The sequence below is a fragment of the Pseudomonas sp. E1BtOHC1 genome, from assembly GCF_058744285.1.
Map to the genome: position 1 here is coordinate 6,252,139 of NZ_CP196023.1, position 16,640 is coordinate 6,268,778.

Consider the following 16,640-nt stretch of genomic DNA (forward strand, 5'->3'; position numbering starts at 1 on the left):
CCGCCGGGAGAGTGAGTTCATCAGGTACGGACAGCATTGGAGCCGCGCAAGGCTACAGAATATCCAGGGTATTCAAAAGCCTATTCTGCCCAACAGCCATGCCCTGCCCCGCCGGCTCCGTATCTGCCCGCACGCCCCCAAGCTACGCCCTGGCCCGCTGGTCGGACAGGGCACTACCCAGCCCCGGTCCGGCGTGCACCACCAGGAAGTACGAGGAACGACCCGACAGGAACTTCACGCCCCCCGAACAGCCCACAACCGCTCACCAAGCGATTCGCGGCACGGCAGCGCGATCCAGAAGCCAGGTCGCCACGTCGGTGCTGTTGATCACCGAACCATGGTGACTCTGCTCATCCCGCCAATAGCGATTGTCCTGGGCCGGATCGAGGCCCAAGCCCTGGGCCAGCGCCTCGGCGCTGCGACCGGCGGACAGCAGCACATCCACCGCGACTCCCGTCAGCGGCACGGCCTGCCACTCTGAGAGCAACAGGATATTGCCGTGGACGCAGTCGCGGCTGACCAACTGCGCATCCACCAGGTCGTCGATGTAGGCGTACTGCGGGTCGGCTTCCAGGCGTTGGGCAATGGCGGCCGGGGCCAGTCCTCGTAGCTCGGACAGCCGTGGCGGGTCCACCAGCAATACGGGCTGCGGCGCACTCGCCGGGCTCCGCTGTGCCACGCAACAAGCGGCCACATAGGCGCCGAAGGAATAACCAAGTACCGCGTCCACTGTACTCAGGTCGTGCTCCTGGGCAATGTTTCGGGCCAGGGCGTCGACACTGGAATAGGGCCAGTAGTCGCTGTAGTTGACCTGCACCAGCGACACCCGCCCCTTGAGCGCCCGCCCCAGGGCGGAAAAACAGATCGGATGGCCGACGAAGTCGGGAAAGCAGATCAGCTTCATCCCCGCTCCCCCGCCGCAACAAAACACTCAAGGAAGGCCCGGGCCTGCGGCTCTGGCAAATAGCTGTTGAGCAGCACCTCGCAGTCCTGGGCCGACTTGACCAGCGTCAGATCGAGCAGGGTCTTGGGCCACTCCGTGACCGGGTTGGCGATCCGGGTTTGCAGCCACTGTGCATCACTGGCCGGCAACTCGACGAAGTTGCACAGAAACGCCGGGGCAAAGCCGTACAAGCCCAGCGCAGCAAGTATCTCCTCATAGCCGAGCGCCGCGCGGGCCAGCTTGGCATTCAGGTAATCCTGGGTGGCCTGCGGCTCGCAACCCTCGGCAAATCGCTGCGGTGTCAGTGGCACCGGCACGGTGTAAGTGGAGAAACCGCTGATCACCGCACGCTCGGCCCAGGCGAACAGCAGATTGACGATAGGCGCTTCGATCCCCAGTCCCCCGGCACAGCCCTGGCGAAATGCCTGCAACAGGTGGAACAGGCGTTGTGGCGAGGCCAGCTTCAGCGGGTCCATGGCCAACCGCGTCCGCATCTGTACGGCCTGGGCGGTGGTCACCGGCGCCGCGGCATCGGCCAGCGGCGCATACTCGTCGGCCTCCTGCTCCCAGGCCTCGGTGCCGGCATCTGCCAGGCGCTCATAGTCCTCGGCCTGCATCAGGTTGTTACCGATAAAAGAGAAATCCGCCCCCTCCGATATCAACTGCGGGTCCTGCGCCAACTGCTCAACACTGCGCAGCAGGCTCAGTTGTCCGACGTGATTGCCGAGAATGTGATGCAGCCACAGCCCCAGGTGCAGGACGCCGTCAACGCGCACCTTGAACAGGCTGCACAGGTCCTGCTCGAACAACGACAGCGGCCGCTGGAGGAAGTGTTCCACGCAGGCCTCCTGGCTGGGGAACTCCGCCACGGCGTCCTGCCACAGGCGCGCAGGCGGCTCGGGAGCCAGGTCAAAACAGTACTCGCCCTCGACCCGTGCCACTCGACAGGCCGTTAGCGGATAGCGCTGCTTCAGCCCCTGGGCCAGCGTCGCCAGGTCCACCCCGGCGGCCGGCAACTGCTCGGGCCGGAACAGATAGAGCACGTTGTTGGCCCGCAGGTCCTTGTGCAACAGCTCGGCATAGACCATCGACAGCTGACTCTTGTTCAGGCCGATCCAGCGACTGTCGCCAGCCGCCTGCAACGGCTCGGGAACGCTGTGCAGCGCCTCCCGGGCCTGGCTGGCGGAGGTGGCGCGGACCACGGCAAAACGCCCCAGGTGGGTGCTGATCGAAAACCCTGCATGGGCTTCGGACAGGGACTCCTGCTGCAGTGGCGTGACGTAGTACTGCTCGGTACCCCTTTCCAGCAACGACGCCAAAGCAGGCTGCGCCTGCAGCCAGTCCAGCAACTGCTGCAGGCTGCTCATGCGGTAGAACTGCTCCAGACCCAGGCCCTCCCGGCCCAGGTGCCGGTTCACCGTGTCCACCAGCTTGATCGCCCCCAGAGAGTTGCCTCCGTTGTCGAAGAAGCTGCGCTGACGGTCATGGGCCAACACGCCGAAGCGCGCGAGAAACCGCCCCGCCACCGACGCGTCCGCTTCACCGGTCGGATGTTCACAGCACAGACGCTGCTTCAGTTCAGCGATATCCAGCTTGCCGGACGCCCGCAGGGGAAAACGTTCAAGCCCGACAAAGCGCTGCGGCACCATGAACGGTGGCAGGCGTTGCCGACCATACTCGGCCAGCGCCCCGGGCTCGACCCCTGGGGCTTCCAGGTACACCAGCAGCAACTGGGCCTCGCTCCGCAGATCATCCAGCAGCACCGCACAGTCGAGCATTCCCGGGTAACGCTTGAAGGCCGCAGCCACTTCAGTCAGCGACAGGCGCTGGCCACACAACTTGATCTGGTCATCGCTGCGGCCGTGAAAGTGATAAAGGCCCTGGCCATCGCGGGACACCAGATCGCCGCTGCGGTAGCAACGCAGCGTCTGGCCCTGCCACGGCAGTTCGATGAAGCGCTCCCGGGTCAGCGCGACGTCCCCAAGATAACCGGGGGACAGCCCGCCCCCGGCAATCAGCAATTCGCCGGGCTCATCCACGTCGCATTCCTGCCCGTCGGCACGCATCAGCAACAGCACAGCATCGTCCACGCCATGGCCAATGGGGATCTCCCGGGTGCTGTCAACGTCCCGGGGAATGGCATAGACACAGGTGCCCATGGTGTTTTCCGTGGGGCCATAACCGTTGTACAGCGTCAGCCCGTCGGCGGCGGCATAGGCCTGCTGGATATGCCCCGCGGACAGTACCTCGCCGCCGACCATCAGCCGCTGGACGCCCCGCAGCCAGTCGCGATCGATGTCGATGAAGGTATTGAACAGGGTCGAGGTCAGCCACAGGCTGTCGACCCCAGCGTCATGGATGTAACGCCGCAGGTGCCCAAGGGTCAGCGGACCAGGGACATGGATATGCAGCTCGCCGCCATTGAGCAGCGCGGTCCAGATCTCGAACTGCGAGGCATCAAAAGTCAGGTTCGAGGCATAGAGCATGCGAAAGCCCGGCTGCAGCGGAAAGTGTCGCGGGCGGTCGCAAAAGCCCAACACCCCACGATGGGTGCAGGGAATGATCTTTGGTGCGCCGGTAGTGCCGCTGGAAAAGTTCACGTACACCGGCTCGGCACCGGTTAGCTGCGGCCAGCACGGTGCCTCGTCCGTCGGCGCCAGCAATGACTCCAGTGCCAGGTACCCTGGGCCACCGGCCACATCCTGGGTGATGCGCCAATGCACGCCGCTGCGCTCACAGACCGACTGGTTCCACTGGGGCGGATTGCTGCGGTCCAGATAGCAGTACGACAGGCCTGCCCGGACCATGCCCACCAGCAGCACCAGTTGTTCGATCGAACGCTCCACTTCCAGGCCCAGGGTGCTGCCCGGTGACAGGCCGAGGCCCAGCAGCCGCGCCGCCACCCGAGCCGAGCGCTGCTCCAGCTCCCGGTAGCTGAGTCGTGCGCCGTTGCAGCTCAGCGCGGTGTCCGTGGCGTGGTGGGCGAAGACTTCATTCAGGCGCGAAGCAATAGATAGGTGGCCCATGCCGTTACCCTTCCCTGTGCTTGATCAGGTTGATTCCAGGGGCGAAGAACGCCGCGCTGTTGTAGGTCTGCAATGCCTGCTCCAGGTCCATCTCGACTCGCTGCAAGTGCTCCAGCCAGGCCTTGCCGGCCACCAGGTAGTCAAGGCAGCGCGCGATATTGCGCTCCACACTGGCTTCCCCCACCGGGCACTGCACGTTCTTGAGGCCATGATGGTAAGCGTCGTCGCGATAACCGTTGCCGCAGCGGGAAACGTTGACGATGTCGATGTTGCCCATTTGCGGCGAGAGCTCCAGGGTCAGGCTGACTCGCCCGACATTCACCAGCCGCGAACGGGTTTGCCCGTTGCCCTCCGGGGCGAGCAGGGCCAGCAAGCGCGCAAACAAGGCGCTGATATCGCCATCGATGCACAGGAAGATCCGGGTGAAGCGCCCGGCCATCGCCCCAGGCTCGGCCAGCAGGTCGAGCACCTGCACCGGCAGGCCCGGATCGATGGCGGCCGGGTTCAGGTCGGCAACCCAGATCTGCGCGCCATGACAGGCCGCCACCAGGCCCAGCATCTTGCCCACCAGGCCCATGCCCACCACCAGAATCTGTTCCCCCGCCAGCAATTGCGCACGGTCCACCGCGTGCACGGCCGTGGCGCCCAGGGTGGCGAGAATCGCCTGGTCCTGAGTCAGTGACGGCGGCACCTTGCACACCAGACGCTGCGGCACCTGAATCCAGTTGGAATGGGTGGCGATCTTCCAGCCCATGGCCACCACCCGGTCCCCCGGCTGCAAGCCTGCAACCTGGGCCCCGACCGCACGAACCACCCCGACCGCGCAGTAGCCCAGCGGCAACTGCTCGCCCGTCTCGCGGACCTGCTGCAGGTAGTGGCGCTCGGTCCCCGGGCTGACCATGGAGTAGTCCACTGCCACCCGCACTTCGGTAGCCGCCAGTTCGGCGAGCGGCGCCTCAACGGCGATCACGCCATTGGTGCCACAGGCTGTGAGTGTGTAGCGATCGGCGCGCATCAGGCCTCCCGTCCGGTCAGGCGATCCAGGCATTGGGCAAACCCTGGAAAGGAAGTCTGGTAGCAATGCCCTTCGAGGATGGTGGCCTTGAGCCCGTGGGCCAGCAGTAGCACATGGGCGGTCATCGACAGGCGATGGTCGCCGAAGGTCGGGATCGCCCCCTGCACTCGCGGTGTCTGCCCACCCGAGACGTGCACGTCGTAGCCCTCGACCCGATAGTCCAGGTCCAGGGCATTGAGCATGCTGCGGGTGGCGGCGATCCGGTCCGACTCCTTGAAGGTCAGTTCGTAAAGGTCACTGAAGGTCGCACTTCCCGGCAGCACGCAGCTGATGGCCAGGGCCAGCGGCACCTCGTCGATCATCGCGTGGAACTGGTGCTTGTCGCGCAAGTCATGGGCCCTGGGCCGGCCACCGCCGCGCAGTAGCAGACGCCCCACCGGCTCGCCATGGCGAATGCTGTCCACTTCCAGGGTCAGGTTGAAACCGCAGGCCAGCAGCCAGTTGAAGAAGCCCAGGCGCGTCGGATTCAGGCATACGTTGTCGAAGCTCAGGCACTGCTGCTCCTGGTAGCGGTTGCACAGCAGGAACAGCGCGGCAGGATAGGCAATGGCCGACGGGTCGCGGGGAACGCTTATCTCGGCGGGAATCGCACAGTCGCGGGGCTGATAGTGGATCTGCAATTGCTCGTCCTGCAGCCAGTCGCCAAAACTGTTGATGATGCGCTGGGTGTGATCCCGGGCCACCACCGGGTAACGGATCGACATTGGCTTGCGTGCCGCGACCCCGGCGAACAGCAAGGTACTGATGGCCTGGGCACTGCCAATCCGGATCTGCGCCGCACCGCCCTGGAACGATGCCGGGTGGATGCGGATCGGCAGTGCTCCCGGCCGGCCCAGGTACTCCAGGTGGGCGCCCATCTGGTTCAAGGGTTCGACGATCCAGTCAAAGGGGCGATTGCGCAGGGTCTCGTCGCCGTCGACGATGCACGGCACATTGAGCCCCACCAGCATCCCGATCAACAGCCGCGCCGCAGCGCTGGAGGGCCCCAGGTCGACCCGCCGATCATGGGTTGCCTGGGCGAACTCACCGCTGATCTCCAGGGTCTGTGGCGCTTGCCCCGGCGTGACCTCAAGGCCCAGTTGCTGCAGGGCATCGAGCAGCAGGGTCACCGCCTTGCCCCGGTTCAAATCCCGCAGGCGCACCGGGTGCCGAGCCAGCGCAGCGAACAGGATCATCCGGTGGCTGATGGACTTGTCCGACGGCAGGTAGCCATCGATGTTGACCCAGACCTGCTGTTCACGGTCCAGGGTGAAATCGATGGGCCGGTCCGGATAATCGATCATTGGGTACTCCTGTACTTGGCGGGGTTGATCAGTTCGGCGTCGTCCACCAGCGCTTCGCCCTCGAAGTGGTCGCCCACGCCGGGGCCGGCGGGCAGCGCCAGCGGCTGGGTTTCGTAGAAGCGCCGGCGGTTCTTCTTGCGCTCAAGGCCGAGGTTGAAGCCACTCAGGTCGACGCCCCAGCTTTCCAGCCGGCCGTGGGCGATGGCACTGTCCACCAGGGCCTGGCCCGTGTCGGTACGGATCAGCGCACGGCCGTGTTTCTGCTCCTCGGAACCGTTGAGGCTGGCTTCAAAGATGTTCGGGTCGCCGTCACAGACGCTGACGTCGGCCAGCCCGCTCATCCAGTCACCGCAACTGAGGCAGCGAAAGGTCTTGTTGTCCTTGAGCTTGCCGAGGATTTCCCAGAAATCGATGCCGAAGGTCTGGCTGTCCAGCAGGGTGACTTGCAGGCGCCCGGGGTAATCGCCTTCGCGGTACTTGATGTCGCGGACCTGTTGCGGGTCCTGGCCCAGCACTTCGCTGATGATGCTGCGGGTGCCGGCCGGCAAGGTGTTGGAGGAACAGGCGGTTTCGATCACGCAGACGATCTGGCTGCGGGCCCAATGGCCGATGGCCGTGTCCCGGCGCTGCAACTTGCGGATCGCCTGCACGTGGCAGGCCAGCCCCACCAGGGCGATGCGGGCCTCTGGCTGCTGTTCGTAAACTTCACGCAGGGCATTGAGGTAGGGCGCCAGTTGGTAGGTGGACTGGGCATTGTTGATGATCGCCTGCGCCGCGCTGCCCAGCTGCGGGGCGCTGCGCCAGCCCTGCTCGGGGTGACGGCCCATGGTCAGGGTCAGGTCCACGGCGAAGTGTTCCCGAGCGGTCAGCAACAAGGTGGTGGCGGTACCGCCACTGGCGGAGCGCCGGACAATCTGCGGATCGGTGGAGCGCGCGCCGATGGCCTGGCGACTGATTCCCAGCCAGCGCTCATCGGTGCGGCGGGTACGACCGAACAGCTCCAGCTCGGCGCGATCGGTATCCGGCTGCAAGCCCGGACAGACCGCCAGGCACTCGGTGCAACTTCCACAACTGTCGCCGATGCCCTCCAGCAAAGGCACCACCCGGTCCGGGTCGAAGCTGATCACTTGCTCTGGACACACCAGGGCACAGGCGCCGCAACCGGCACACAGATTCTGATCGAGCACCGTTAGTTTCAATAACATCCCTGTCATCTTGGATAAGCCTCGTGTGCCGTTTTCCGGGTGCAGCCGGCCGCGCCCCCGTGAATCGGGTGCGGGCAGAACCTGCAGTACTGAAGTGGCCGCTGACGGTCAGCTCAAAGCGGGCGTTCCATCTTGATGATTTCGATGGACACCGGGCTGTTGCCACGGCTGAAAGTGCCTTCGCCGATCTTCTGGAAGCCGTGGTAGGCATAGAAGCCTTCGGCCGTCAGGGTCGCCTCCAGGTAGGCGGAGCTGGCACCACTGGCCCGCAGCCGGGCGAGCGCCACCTCCAGCAAGCGGCTGCCGATACCGCGCCTGGCACCGTCGCCACGAATGAACAGCTTGCTGACCTCGTTGCCGTCAAGCTCGACGAAACCTTCGATCTGCTCGCCCTCGGCCAGCCACAACGAGCCCTTTTCCACGGCTTCGCGGTAGGTTTCCGGGGAGCGCCCATCAAGCCACATGCGGATCTGCTGATCGCTGTATTCAGAGGTGCACAGGCGCTCTACCGAGTTGCGGTGGGCCTCGAAAATGCCGATCAGATCGTCCGTGGTTGCCTGGCGTATCCGTACGTTGCTCATTCAGCTGAACTCCACTTTCTTGGGGGCGGGGTGGTAGCGAAACTTGAAGTTGATCAGGCTGCCCAGCATCACCAAGGCACTGCCTAGCATCAGGTGCAGGCTCAGGGGCGTCTCCCCCAGCCATGCCGACAGGTAGCTCGCACCGATCGGGTACAACACGCCGACGTAGCCGGCGTTCTCGGCGCCCATGCGCTTGATCAGGTCGATGAACAGCACGAACACCAGCGCCGAACACACCACCCCCAGGTACAGCAGGATGCCGAGGTCGGCCAGGGTTCCGGGAAGCTGCAGCCCATGGCCGCTGAGCAGCAGGCTGATGGCGTACAGAGCGCAGGCCCAGCCGGACGCCACCTTGTTGATGTGCAGGGTGCCGAGCTGGAAGGTCTTCTGGATATGTTCGGAAAGCACCGAGGCGATGGCCACTGCCAGAAAGGACGTCAGCCCCAGCGCCACCCCGGCCAGCGACAGCGGCCGCCCCGGATCGCCAAGCATGAACAGCCCCAGTCCGGCGATGCTCACCACTGCGCCGAGCAGGTTGTGCAAGGCAACCGGCACCTGCAGGAACACACGCTTGAGACCGATGATGAAGAAAATCACGAAGGCGCTGAGGCAGGCCATCTGCGCGGCGCCCAGATAGGCAGTGGCCAGGTAGGCCAGGCCAATGCCGGCATAGAAGTACACCGCCCCCACCGTGGCCATCAGCAGGTAGGCCTTGCGTGTCACTGGCTGCCGGGGACCGGCGAACAGCCGTTGCCACAACCACAGCACCCCATAGGCGATCAGGAAGCGCAGCATCAGCGAAGAGCCGACGTCGCTGCGCTCCACCTGCAGGGAGATGGCGATCCAGTTGGTGGACCAGATCAGCAGGCAACCGAGAAACATCAGCACGGCAACCAGTGAACGAGGTTTCTTGTTGTTATCGGGCATGGCGTTCATGGAGGTTTCTCTAGTTCAAGGCCGTGGCGATCCCGCTCAGCAGCGACTCCAGGCGCTCGGCGCCGAAGACCTGCGGGTCGTAATCGATTTTCAGCAACAGCTCGCCCGCGGCCAGGTAGCCGGTGAACTCCAGGTGATGGCTGGGGCTGCCTTGCATCAACTGCAGGCTCAATGGATGCACGCCGACCCGGGCCCCGGGTTGGTTCTCCACGGCGCCGAGGAAGTTGTAGCTGTAGCCACAATCGAACAGGCCCTTGAGCCGCTCGGCCTCGGGCGTGGCGAAGTAGCGGTTGCCGAAACTGTGGGCGATCCCCTGGCTGGCCTGTTGGCTGGCCTTGATTGCGCCGGCGATCTCCTGCAGGTCCAGGCTGGCGACCTGCAACACCAGGGGATAGATCACCGTCAGCCAGCCGAACACGCTGTTGAGCTCGGCGCCGCTCTTGTCCAGGGCCCGGCCGTGATCCAGCACATGGACTTTCTGGAACGGATTGTCGTCGCCCTGGCTCATGGCGCGAAGGATCGCCGCCAGCAACAGCTGGCTGGTCTCGACCACGCCCTGGGCCCACTGCGCAAGGTCGCCGACCGGCCCCAGCGACAGCTCGGCACGCCGAAACGCCTCGCGCCGGGGAAACTCGGGCGGCTGCGCCGTCAACTGTGTGCAGCGGCTCCAGGGCAGCGCCTCCCAGAACGCCTCATGGGTAGCAGCGGCATGCTCACGCTGGTAGGTCTGCTGCCACTCCTCGAAAGCCGTGGGTCGGGCCCAGCGCTGCATGCACTCCAGGCCCTGCCCCAGGCATTCGTCCAGCTCGGAAACCAGTAGCATCCAGGAGTACCGATCGACCTGGAACTGATGCCCGGCAATGATCAGGTGGTGGCCATCGGCATCCTGTTGCTGACTGAAACACAAGCGTTGCCCCTGACTCAGGGAGATGGTCGCGCAGGTCTGGGCCACGGCTTGCTGCAGGTCTGTCGTGGCGGGCAGTAACCCGAGGTCCTGTACACCTTGCTCGATGAAGTGATGGCTGAATATCGCCCGCAACGCCTGACTGACCCGCCCAGGCTCCTCGCCCGCGGCGATATCCAGCACCAGGGCCTGGTTCCAGTGGTCCAGGTCGCTGATCCCGCGGCTGAGTAGAAAACGCCGATTGGGCAAGCCAATGGCCTGTGCTTGGGAAACCCCGGGACGGGCCTTGGCCTTCACCGGTTGCAGCTGCAACTGCCCCAGCGCCTGATCCGACAGCAGCTCCTCCAGGTCCAGCACCAGGCCTTTTCTCTTCAGCGTGGCGACCACCTGCAAGGCCCGCAGCGAATCACCGCCATTGTCGATAAAACTCCTGGCCGGATCCGCACTCTGCCCGCCGAGCACCTGGCCGATGGCTTGCCACAAAGGCTCCGATGCGGCCTGCACTGACACTGATGCCATGGCACTGGCCGCCAATTGCGCGAGCGCCTGCCGGTCGATCTTGTTGTTGCGGTTCAGGGCGAAACGCTCTACCAGCATGAACCGCGCCGGCACCCTGTGCGCCGGTAGCGCGGCCCTGGCGGCCTGACGCAGCAGGTCTTCGCCGAGGCTGGCATCGCGGGCAATGACAAAGGCCACCAGGGCCACGTTGTCCCCCACCTGATGGGCGATCACGCAGGCTTCCTGCACCTGGGCCAGGGCCTTGAGCTCCGACTCCACCTGAACCAGGCTGACCTTCTGCCCGTTGACCTTGACGATGGAATCCTTGCGCCCCAGCAAGCGGATGGCGCCATTGGGCAGGCGGCACGCCAGATCGCCAGTGGCGTAGCACGGGCGCTGCGGGTCCGTAGGGCTGGGCTGGGTCAGCTCGACGATCAGCCCGCTGGCCGGGTCCAGGCGCCGGGCAACCAGGGAGGAATAGAGCAGCAGTTCACCCACACCCTCGCCATAGGGCTGCTCCGGCTCTTGGGCAATGTCCAGGGTTACGCCCTCCACCGGCCGATCCAGGGCCCAGGTCGGCTCCTGCAGGGTCTGCCCCTGGTCGATCCTGGCGTAGAGCGCGGTGGTGCATTCGGTCGGCCCGTAGGCGTTGAACAATTGCGAACCTGGCGCAAAGGCATGGTTGAAACGCTGGATGTCCGAGGGGTGGATGATCTCGCCGCCGATCACCAGCCGCTTGGGCCGAGTGTAAGTGGCGCTGGCGTCGCTATAGAAGGCTCGCAGGTAGGGCACGGTCATGTGCAGCACGTCGATGTCATGCTCAGCGATCATTGCCTCGACGGCGGCGAAGTCATGTTCCCGGGGATTGAGGCTGCACAGGGTGGCGCCGGTCTTCAGGCTGGCGAAGATGTCCATCAGGCCGGCGTCCCAGCCAGCGGAAGCCAGTTGCAGGACACGCTGCCCGGAGCCGATACCGACATAGCCGATGTAGTTGTCGATGTGCCGATCCAAGGCCTCGATGCGCTGCACTATGGCCTTGGGCTCGCCGGTGGAGCCGCTGGTGAAGATCACGTATTCCTGGCAGCGCAGCGGGTATTCACGGCCAGAGGCTACAGGCCGGGGCTGCAAGTGCAGCAGGTCGAGCACCGGCAAGGAGGCGCTCAGCTGCGGGCCGGGCCGGGTTGTGCCATTGAGGATCAGATTCACGCCCAGGCGCTCAAGCACCGGCGCCAGCTCGTCCAGGTTGCTCGCCGGGTCAATGAACACCACTCGCCGGGCAGCGGACAAGGCCGCGATCAGCGCCGCATACAGGGCCCGGCCATGGCTGGCATACAGCGCCACCACCGGCTGCGACAGCCCTTGCAGCTCGGCACTGAAGGCCTCGCGCAGCTGGTCGAGCTCGGCAAAACCAAGGCTGCCCTGGACATCAATGATTCCTGCATCTGCAACATCGGTACCCGCCATGCGGGCAAAAGCCTGCAACATGATATCCCTGCCTTGTTGTTTTTAGAGGGAGCGGCAAACGCCCTGCAGCGTCCGCATGAATGCCTGGATTTCCTGTCGGGAGATGCTCAGTGGTGGGGTCAGCTTGACCGTCGCCGGGTTGCGTCCGCCGGTGCGCACGATCACGCCGTGCTCCAGCAGGCGGTTACGCAGCGCCAGTACATCGCCGGTGCTGCCGATCCCCTCGAAGTCAAAGGCGAGCATCATGCCGCGACCGCGCACATTGGCCACCCGCGAATCCTGCGTCCCCAGTTCCTCGAGGGCCTGGCGCAGATAGGCACCGTTGCTCGCCGCCCACTCCCAGGGTTGTTCCTGGTGATAGATGTCCAGCACCTTGGAGGCCATGGCGCAGGCCAGGGGCATCAGGGTGAAGGTGGAGGAATGCTCGGCATACCCCAGGCAATCCACCAACTCCGGGCGGCCCACCACTGCAGAAATCGGCAAGCCGTTGCCCAGGGCCTTGCCCAGGACCAGCAAGTCCGGCAGTAGCTGCGGGTTGCTGAAAAATGGTGTCCCGGTGCGACCGAAACCGGTGTAGATCTCATCGAAGATGGTGATCACGCCGAAGGTCTTGCCCAGTTCGACAATCGCTTCGAGCAACGCCAGGGGCACCGGGTACATGCCTTCCGCCGCCTGGATCGGCTCGATGATCAGCGCCGCCGGCAAGCGATTGGCCTGCTGCGCCTGGCGCAGATCCTCGGCCAGTTGCTCGCGCCACAGGGCGGCTCGGGCCGGGTCCTGGTCGGCGTCATAATCCAGGGTCATGGCGGTCAGTTGCAGGCTGTCGCCACCGGCCAGGTGCTTGCGAAAACTGCGGTTGGAGGTCACCGACAAGGCGCCCTGGGTCTTGCCATGGAAGGCATTGTGGAAATACACCACGCCCTGGCGTCCAGTAGCGGCGCGGGCGATTTTCAGCGCCACCTCGATCGCCTCGGCACCGGTGACCGCGGCAAACACCGAAGCTTGCGCGTAGGGCACCAGGCCCGCCAGCTTGGCCACCACTTCATGGCGCTGTGGGTTGTCGATGTTCCAGCCGGTATGAATCAGCAGTTCGGATTGACGCTTGAGGACCTCGACCAGGTCATCGCGCTGATAACCCAGGTTGGCGGCACCGCTGCCACCGGACATGTCGAGAAAGGATTGGCCCTGCTCATCGTAAAGAAAACATCCCTTGCCACGAACAACGGAAGGGCTGGAGGGGGCGCTGCGCTTAACGGATATTGCAACCGCTTCTGTGAACATCCTGTCACCTTGAGTAAGCCGGGCTTGTGACTCACGCACATACTCAGGGACAGATTCGTGCAGGCAGGGCAAAGCCCTGCTGACTGCGAAGTTACCGACCCTGGTACGTGTTCTCCTTGCCAGGGACGCAACCCCTGTCGGCAATGGCGGCAAGATTTACGCGGGAGGCATTTGCACTGTCAACGAGACCCGCACTTATTTCGAATTTAAAGCGATAACCACTGAAAAAAAGGGGGAATTCAGATAAAGCCCCTGAATTTATCAAGGTTTTTAGAGAGGAGTCCGGCTAGCAGCAAAAGGCCAGCCTCTGCAGAAGAGTCGATATTTGAGCGATGGGAGGACGGCAAGCTGAGCAGCTGAGGGGCGGGATCACGGTTTTTTGCAAAGCAAAAAAAAACCCGGAAATCCTCACTTTCGTGGGCCTTCCGGATTTTCTAAACCGCCAAATATGGTGGGTCGTGTGGGATTCGAACCTACGACCAATTGGTTAAAAGCCAACTGCTCTACCAACTGAGCTAACGACCCGCTGTGTGGTGGCGCGTATAATACTGATTTCTAACGGGAATTCAACACCCTATGTGAAAAAAATCAAAAATAAGGTGTTGGATCGCTGATTCCGGCCGCATTGAAGCCCTCCGCACGCAGACGGCAGCTGTCACATTTGCCGCACGCGTGCCCCCTGTCGTCCGCCTGATAGCAGGAAACCGTCAGCCCGTAATCCACTCCCAGGCGTACCCCAGCCTTGATGATCTCGGCCTTGCTGAGGTTCTGCAGAGGCGCCTGGATACGGAAGCCCTGCCCTTCGACACCGGCCTTGGTCGCCAGGTTGGCCATGCGCTCGAAAGCTTCGACGAACTCGGGACGGCAATCCGGGTAGCCGGAGTAATCCACGGCGTTGACGCCAATGAAGATATCCCGCGCCTCCAGAACTTCCGCCCAGCCAAGGGCCAGGGACAGGAACACGGTGTTGCGTGCCGGCACATAAGTAACCGGAATACCTTCACCGGGCGTTTCCGGCACATCAATGGAACTGTCGGTCAGCGCCGAACCGCCAATACCGTTGAGGTTCAGGCCAATCACCTTGTGCTCCACCACGCCCAGGTCGCGAGCCACGCGCTCGGCAGCGTGCAACTCGGCACGATGGCGCTGGCCATAATCGAAACTCATGGTGTAGCAGCGGTAGCCTTCGGCCCGGGCCATGGCCACCACGGTGGCCGAGTCCAGGCCGCCGGAGAGCAGGATCACTGCACGTTTTTCGGTCAATGCTTGGTTCTGTGCTTGCTCAGTCATATCAGCGCCCCGGCTCATCATTCCAAAGGTATTTGTGCAGTTGCAGTTGCAGGCGCACCGGCAGGTTGTCAGCGACGATCCAGTCCGCCAGGTCCCGTGCATTCAGGTCATGGTGGCTGGGCGAGAACAGCACTTCACCGGCACGTCGCTCCAGGCCGTACTGGATCAGCTTGGACACGGCCCAGTCATAGTCCTCGCGGGAACAGATGACAAACTTGACCTGATCGTTGGCCGTCAACAGCTCGATGTTCTCGTAGCGATTGCGGTGGGACTCCTCGGACCCGGGAGTCTTCAGGTCGAGAATCCGGCTGACTCGCGGGTCCACCGCGGAGATATCCAGAGCACCACTGGTTTCCAGCGACACTTCATAACCGGCATCGCACAGCTGCTTGAGCAAGGGAATGGCATTGGGCTGGGCCAGCGGCTCACCGCCGGTGACACAGACGTAACGCGGGCGAAAACCGGCAACCTGCTCCAGCAGGCTGTCGAGGGTACGTTGGGTGCCACCGCTGAAGGCGTAGGCACTGTCGCAGTATTGGCAACGCAGCGGACATCCGGTCAGGCGCACAAAAACCGTGGGCAGCCCGGCAGTCCGAGTCTCCCCCTGCAACGAGTAGAAAACTTCGGTGATTCTCAATGTGTCTTGCATAGTCGCCACGGGCGTAACAGCTAAACAGGCTGTCCGCCTCCGTCAGGCACTTCAAGGAACCCCGCCATCGCGCAGATCCCAGGAAGCGTGTTTCAGAAAAAGGGCATGGATTCTAACGAAAAAACCCGCGGCAAGCGCGGGTTTCTTGTAACGGCTACCAACGCATTTACATGCGTTGCAGATCCCGTTGTGCCAACTGAGCGGCGGAAGTGCCTGGGTACTGGGCTACCACCTGCTGCAGAATGCCTTTGACCCGGTCGGTATGACCCAGGCGGCGCTCTACATCAGCCAGCTTGTACAGCGAGTCCGGCACCTTGGCGTGCTTCGGATACAGCTGGGAAACCTTGGCGAACGCCTGACCTGCACCTTGCAGATCACCCTTGGCCAGGTTCACTTCACCCAGCCAATACTGTGCGTTGCCAGCGTACTGACTGTTGGGGTACTTGCGCAGGAATGCCGAGAAAGCCTGGCTGGCCTTGTCGAAATCCTTGGCTTTGATCAGATCGAAGGCAGCATCGTAATAGAGCTTTTCCTTGGCCGGATCACCGGGTTCGCTGCTGGCGGCTGGTGCCTGGGCAGCAGCGCCGGCTGCGGCACCGGCGGCATTGGTATCGCCACCGGCAGAAGAATTCTCAGGAGTTGCGGCAGGTGCAACACCGCTTCCTATGCGCCGATCAAGATCCTGGTATCGCTCCAGGCTTTCTTGCTTCATGCGCGCTACATCATTTTGCAGAACTTCGATCACACCCTGTTGGCGTGCAATCTGTTCCTGCATTTGCTGCAGTTGCTGGAACAGCTCGCCCTGTGCCGAGACAGGGGTCGAAACCCCTCCCCCGGCATAGGCGCCGTTCGTGCCATAACCCGCTGGCGGATAACTGCTCCCGCTATTGTTATAGCCGGAGTTGTTATCGACCACAGGAACCGCAGACCACGCCGCAAGCGGCGTGAGACTGAGAGCCAAAATAGTTACAGCACGACGGCACGTTCGCATGACGAATTACTTACGCAGTTCGACGCGACGGTTTTGAGCCCAGGACTGCTCGTCGTGGCCAGTAGCAACTGGACGCTCTTTACCGTAGGAAACCAGCTCCAGCTGAGCTGGGGAAACGCCTTGCAGAACCAGGTAGCGTTGAACGGCTTTCGCACGACGCTCGCCCAGTGCCATGTTGTACTCACGAGTACCACGTTCGTCGGTGTTGCCTTCCAGAACAACGCGAGCGCCGTTTGCTTTCAGGTCTTTGGCGTGAACGTCCAGAGCGCGCATGGCTTCTGGCTTCAGGTCCGAGCTGTCGTATTCGAAGTAGAAGGTGGTGATTGCGCGCAGAGCAGCTTCTTCGCTCAGGGAGCCATCAACAGCACCAGTGTTAGCGCCGTAACCAGCGTTTGGATCAACAGCGCCTTCGCCGGCGTTGTCGCCACCTTTGGAGGAGCAACCTACAGCCACAGCCATGGCCAGAGCCAGCGCAGCAAACTTACCAAACTTCAACATTTCCATCGTGAAACTC

General features: G+C 63.3%; 13 protein-coding genes and 1 tRNA gene. All 14 read right to left on the reverse strand.

The window, feature by feature from the left end; translation table 11 throughout:
* Positions 1–262: 262 nt before the first annotated feature.
* The 14 genes from ACSSVC_RS28205 to pal all read right to left on the reverse strand — a co-directional run bounded on the left by ACSSVC_RS28205 (position 263) and on the right by pal (position 16,630).
* Positions 263–904, reverse strand: coding sequence for a thioesterase domain-containing protein (locus ACSSVC_RS28205; protein ID WP_446439198.1), 642 nt, complete (start codon positions 902–904; stop codon positions 263–265).
* Positions 901–3,969 (reverse strand): AMP-binding protein, encoded by a 3,069-nt coding sequence (locus tag ACSSVC_RS28210; protein WP_492611743.1) that lies wholly within the window; start codon positions 3,967–3,969, stop codon positions 901–903. The genes ACSSVC_RS28205 and ACSSVC_RS28210 overlap by 4 nt, the downstream gene beginning before the upstream one ends.
* Positions 3,970–3,973: 4 nt before the next feature.
* Positions 3,974–4,984: a zinc-dependent alcohol dehydrogenase gene (locus tag ACSSVC_RS28215; protein ID WP_492611744.1), complete on the reverse strand. Its 1,011-nt coding sequence runs from the start codon at positions 4,982–4,984 to the stop codon at positions 3,974–3,976.
* The gene (locus ACSSVC_RS28220; RefSeq protein WP_346632430.1) at positions 4,984–6,327 is read right to left on the reverse strand and encodes a 3-phosphoshikimate 1-carboxyvinyltransferase; all 1,344 of its coding nucleotides are present in this window, start codon (positions 6,325–6,327) and stop codon (positions 4,984–4,986) included. Before ACSSVC_RS28220 ends, ACSSVC_RS28215 begins: the two co-directional genes overlap by 1 nt.
* A complete protein-coding gene (locus ACSSVC_RS28225; protein ID WP_492611745.1) occupies positions 6,324–7,532 on the reverse strand; it encodes a Coenzyme F420 hydrogenase/dehydrogenase, beta subunit C-terminal domain in 1,209 nt (402 codons plus the stop codon). The genes ACSSVC_RS28220 and ACSSVC_RS28225 overlap by 4 nt, the downstream gene beginning before the upstream one ends.
* A 113-nt stretch (positions 7,533–7,645) precedes the next feature.
* The gene (locus ACSSVC_RS28230) at positions 7,646–8,113 is read right to left on the reverse strand and encodes a GNAT family N-acetyltransferase (RefSeq protein WP_346632432.1); all 468 of its coding nucleotides are present in this window, start codon (positions 8,111–8,113) and stop codon (positions 7,646–7,648) included.
* Complete coding sequence (locus ACSSVC_RS28235; protein WP_404937535.1) at positions 8,114–9,049, reverse strand: DMT family transporter; 936 nt, start codon at positions 9,047–9,049, stop codon at positions 8,114–8,116.
* A gap of 10 nt (positions 9,050–9,059) precedes the next feature.
* Positions 9,060–11,936, reverse strand: a complete 2,877-nt coding sequence (locus ACSSVC_RS28240) for an AMP-binding protein (RefSeq protein ID WP_492611746.1) — start codon at positions 11,934–11,936, stop codon at positions 9,060–9,062.
* A 21-nt stretch (positions 11,937–11,957) separates the two neighbouring features.
* Positions 11,958–13,196, reverse strand: coding sequence for an aspartate aminotransferase family protein (locus ACSSVC_RS28245; protein WP_492611747.1), 1,239 nt, complete (start codon positions 13,194–13,196; stop codon positions 11,958–11,960).
* Positions 13,197–13,645: 449 nt separating this feature from the next.
* Positions 13,646–13,721, reverse strand: a tRNA-Lys gene (locus ACSSVC_RS28250).
* A gap of 63 nt (positions 13,722–13,784) precedes the next feature.
* On the reverse strand, positions 13,785–14,459 hold the full coding sequence (queC, locus tag ACSSVC_RS28255) for a 7-cyano-7-deazaguanine synthase QueC (protein WP_162884155.1): 675 nt from the start codon (positions 14,457–14,459) through the stop codon (positions 13,785–13,787).
* 28 nt (positions 14,460–14,487) lie between these two features.
* The gene (gene queE, locus ACSSVC_RS28260) at positions 14,488–15,135 is read right to left on the reverse strand and encodes a 7-carboxy-7-deazaguanine synthase QueE (protein WP_123726124.1); all 648 of its coding nucleotides are present in this window, start codon (positions 15,133–15,135) and stop codon (positions 14,488–14,490) included.
* Between the two features lie 166 nt (positions 15,136–15,301).
* Positions 15,302–16,126 (reverse strand): tol-pal system protein YbgF, encoded by an 825-nt coding sequence (ybgF, locus tag ACSSVC_RS28265; RefSeq protein WP_123726123.1) that lies wholly within the window; start codon positions 16,124–16,126, stop codon positions 15,302–15,304.
* A gap of 6 nt (positions 16,127–16,132) precedes the next feature.
* Complete coding sequence (gene pal, locus ACSSVC_RS28270; RefSeq protein WP_003227510.1) at positions 16,133–16,630, reverse strand: peptidoglycan-associated lipoprotein Pal; 498 nt, start codon at positions 16,628–16,630, stop codon at positions 16,133–16,135.
* Positions 16,631–16,640: the final 10 nt, after the last annotated feature.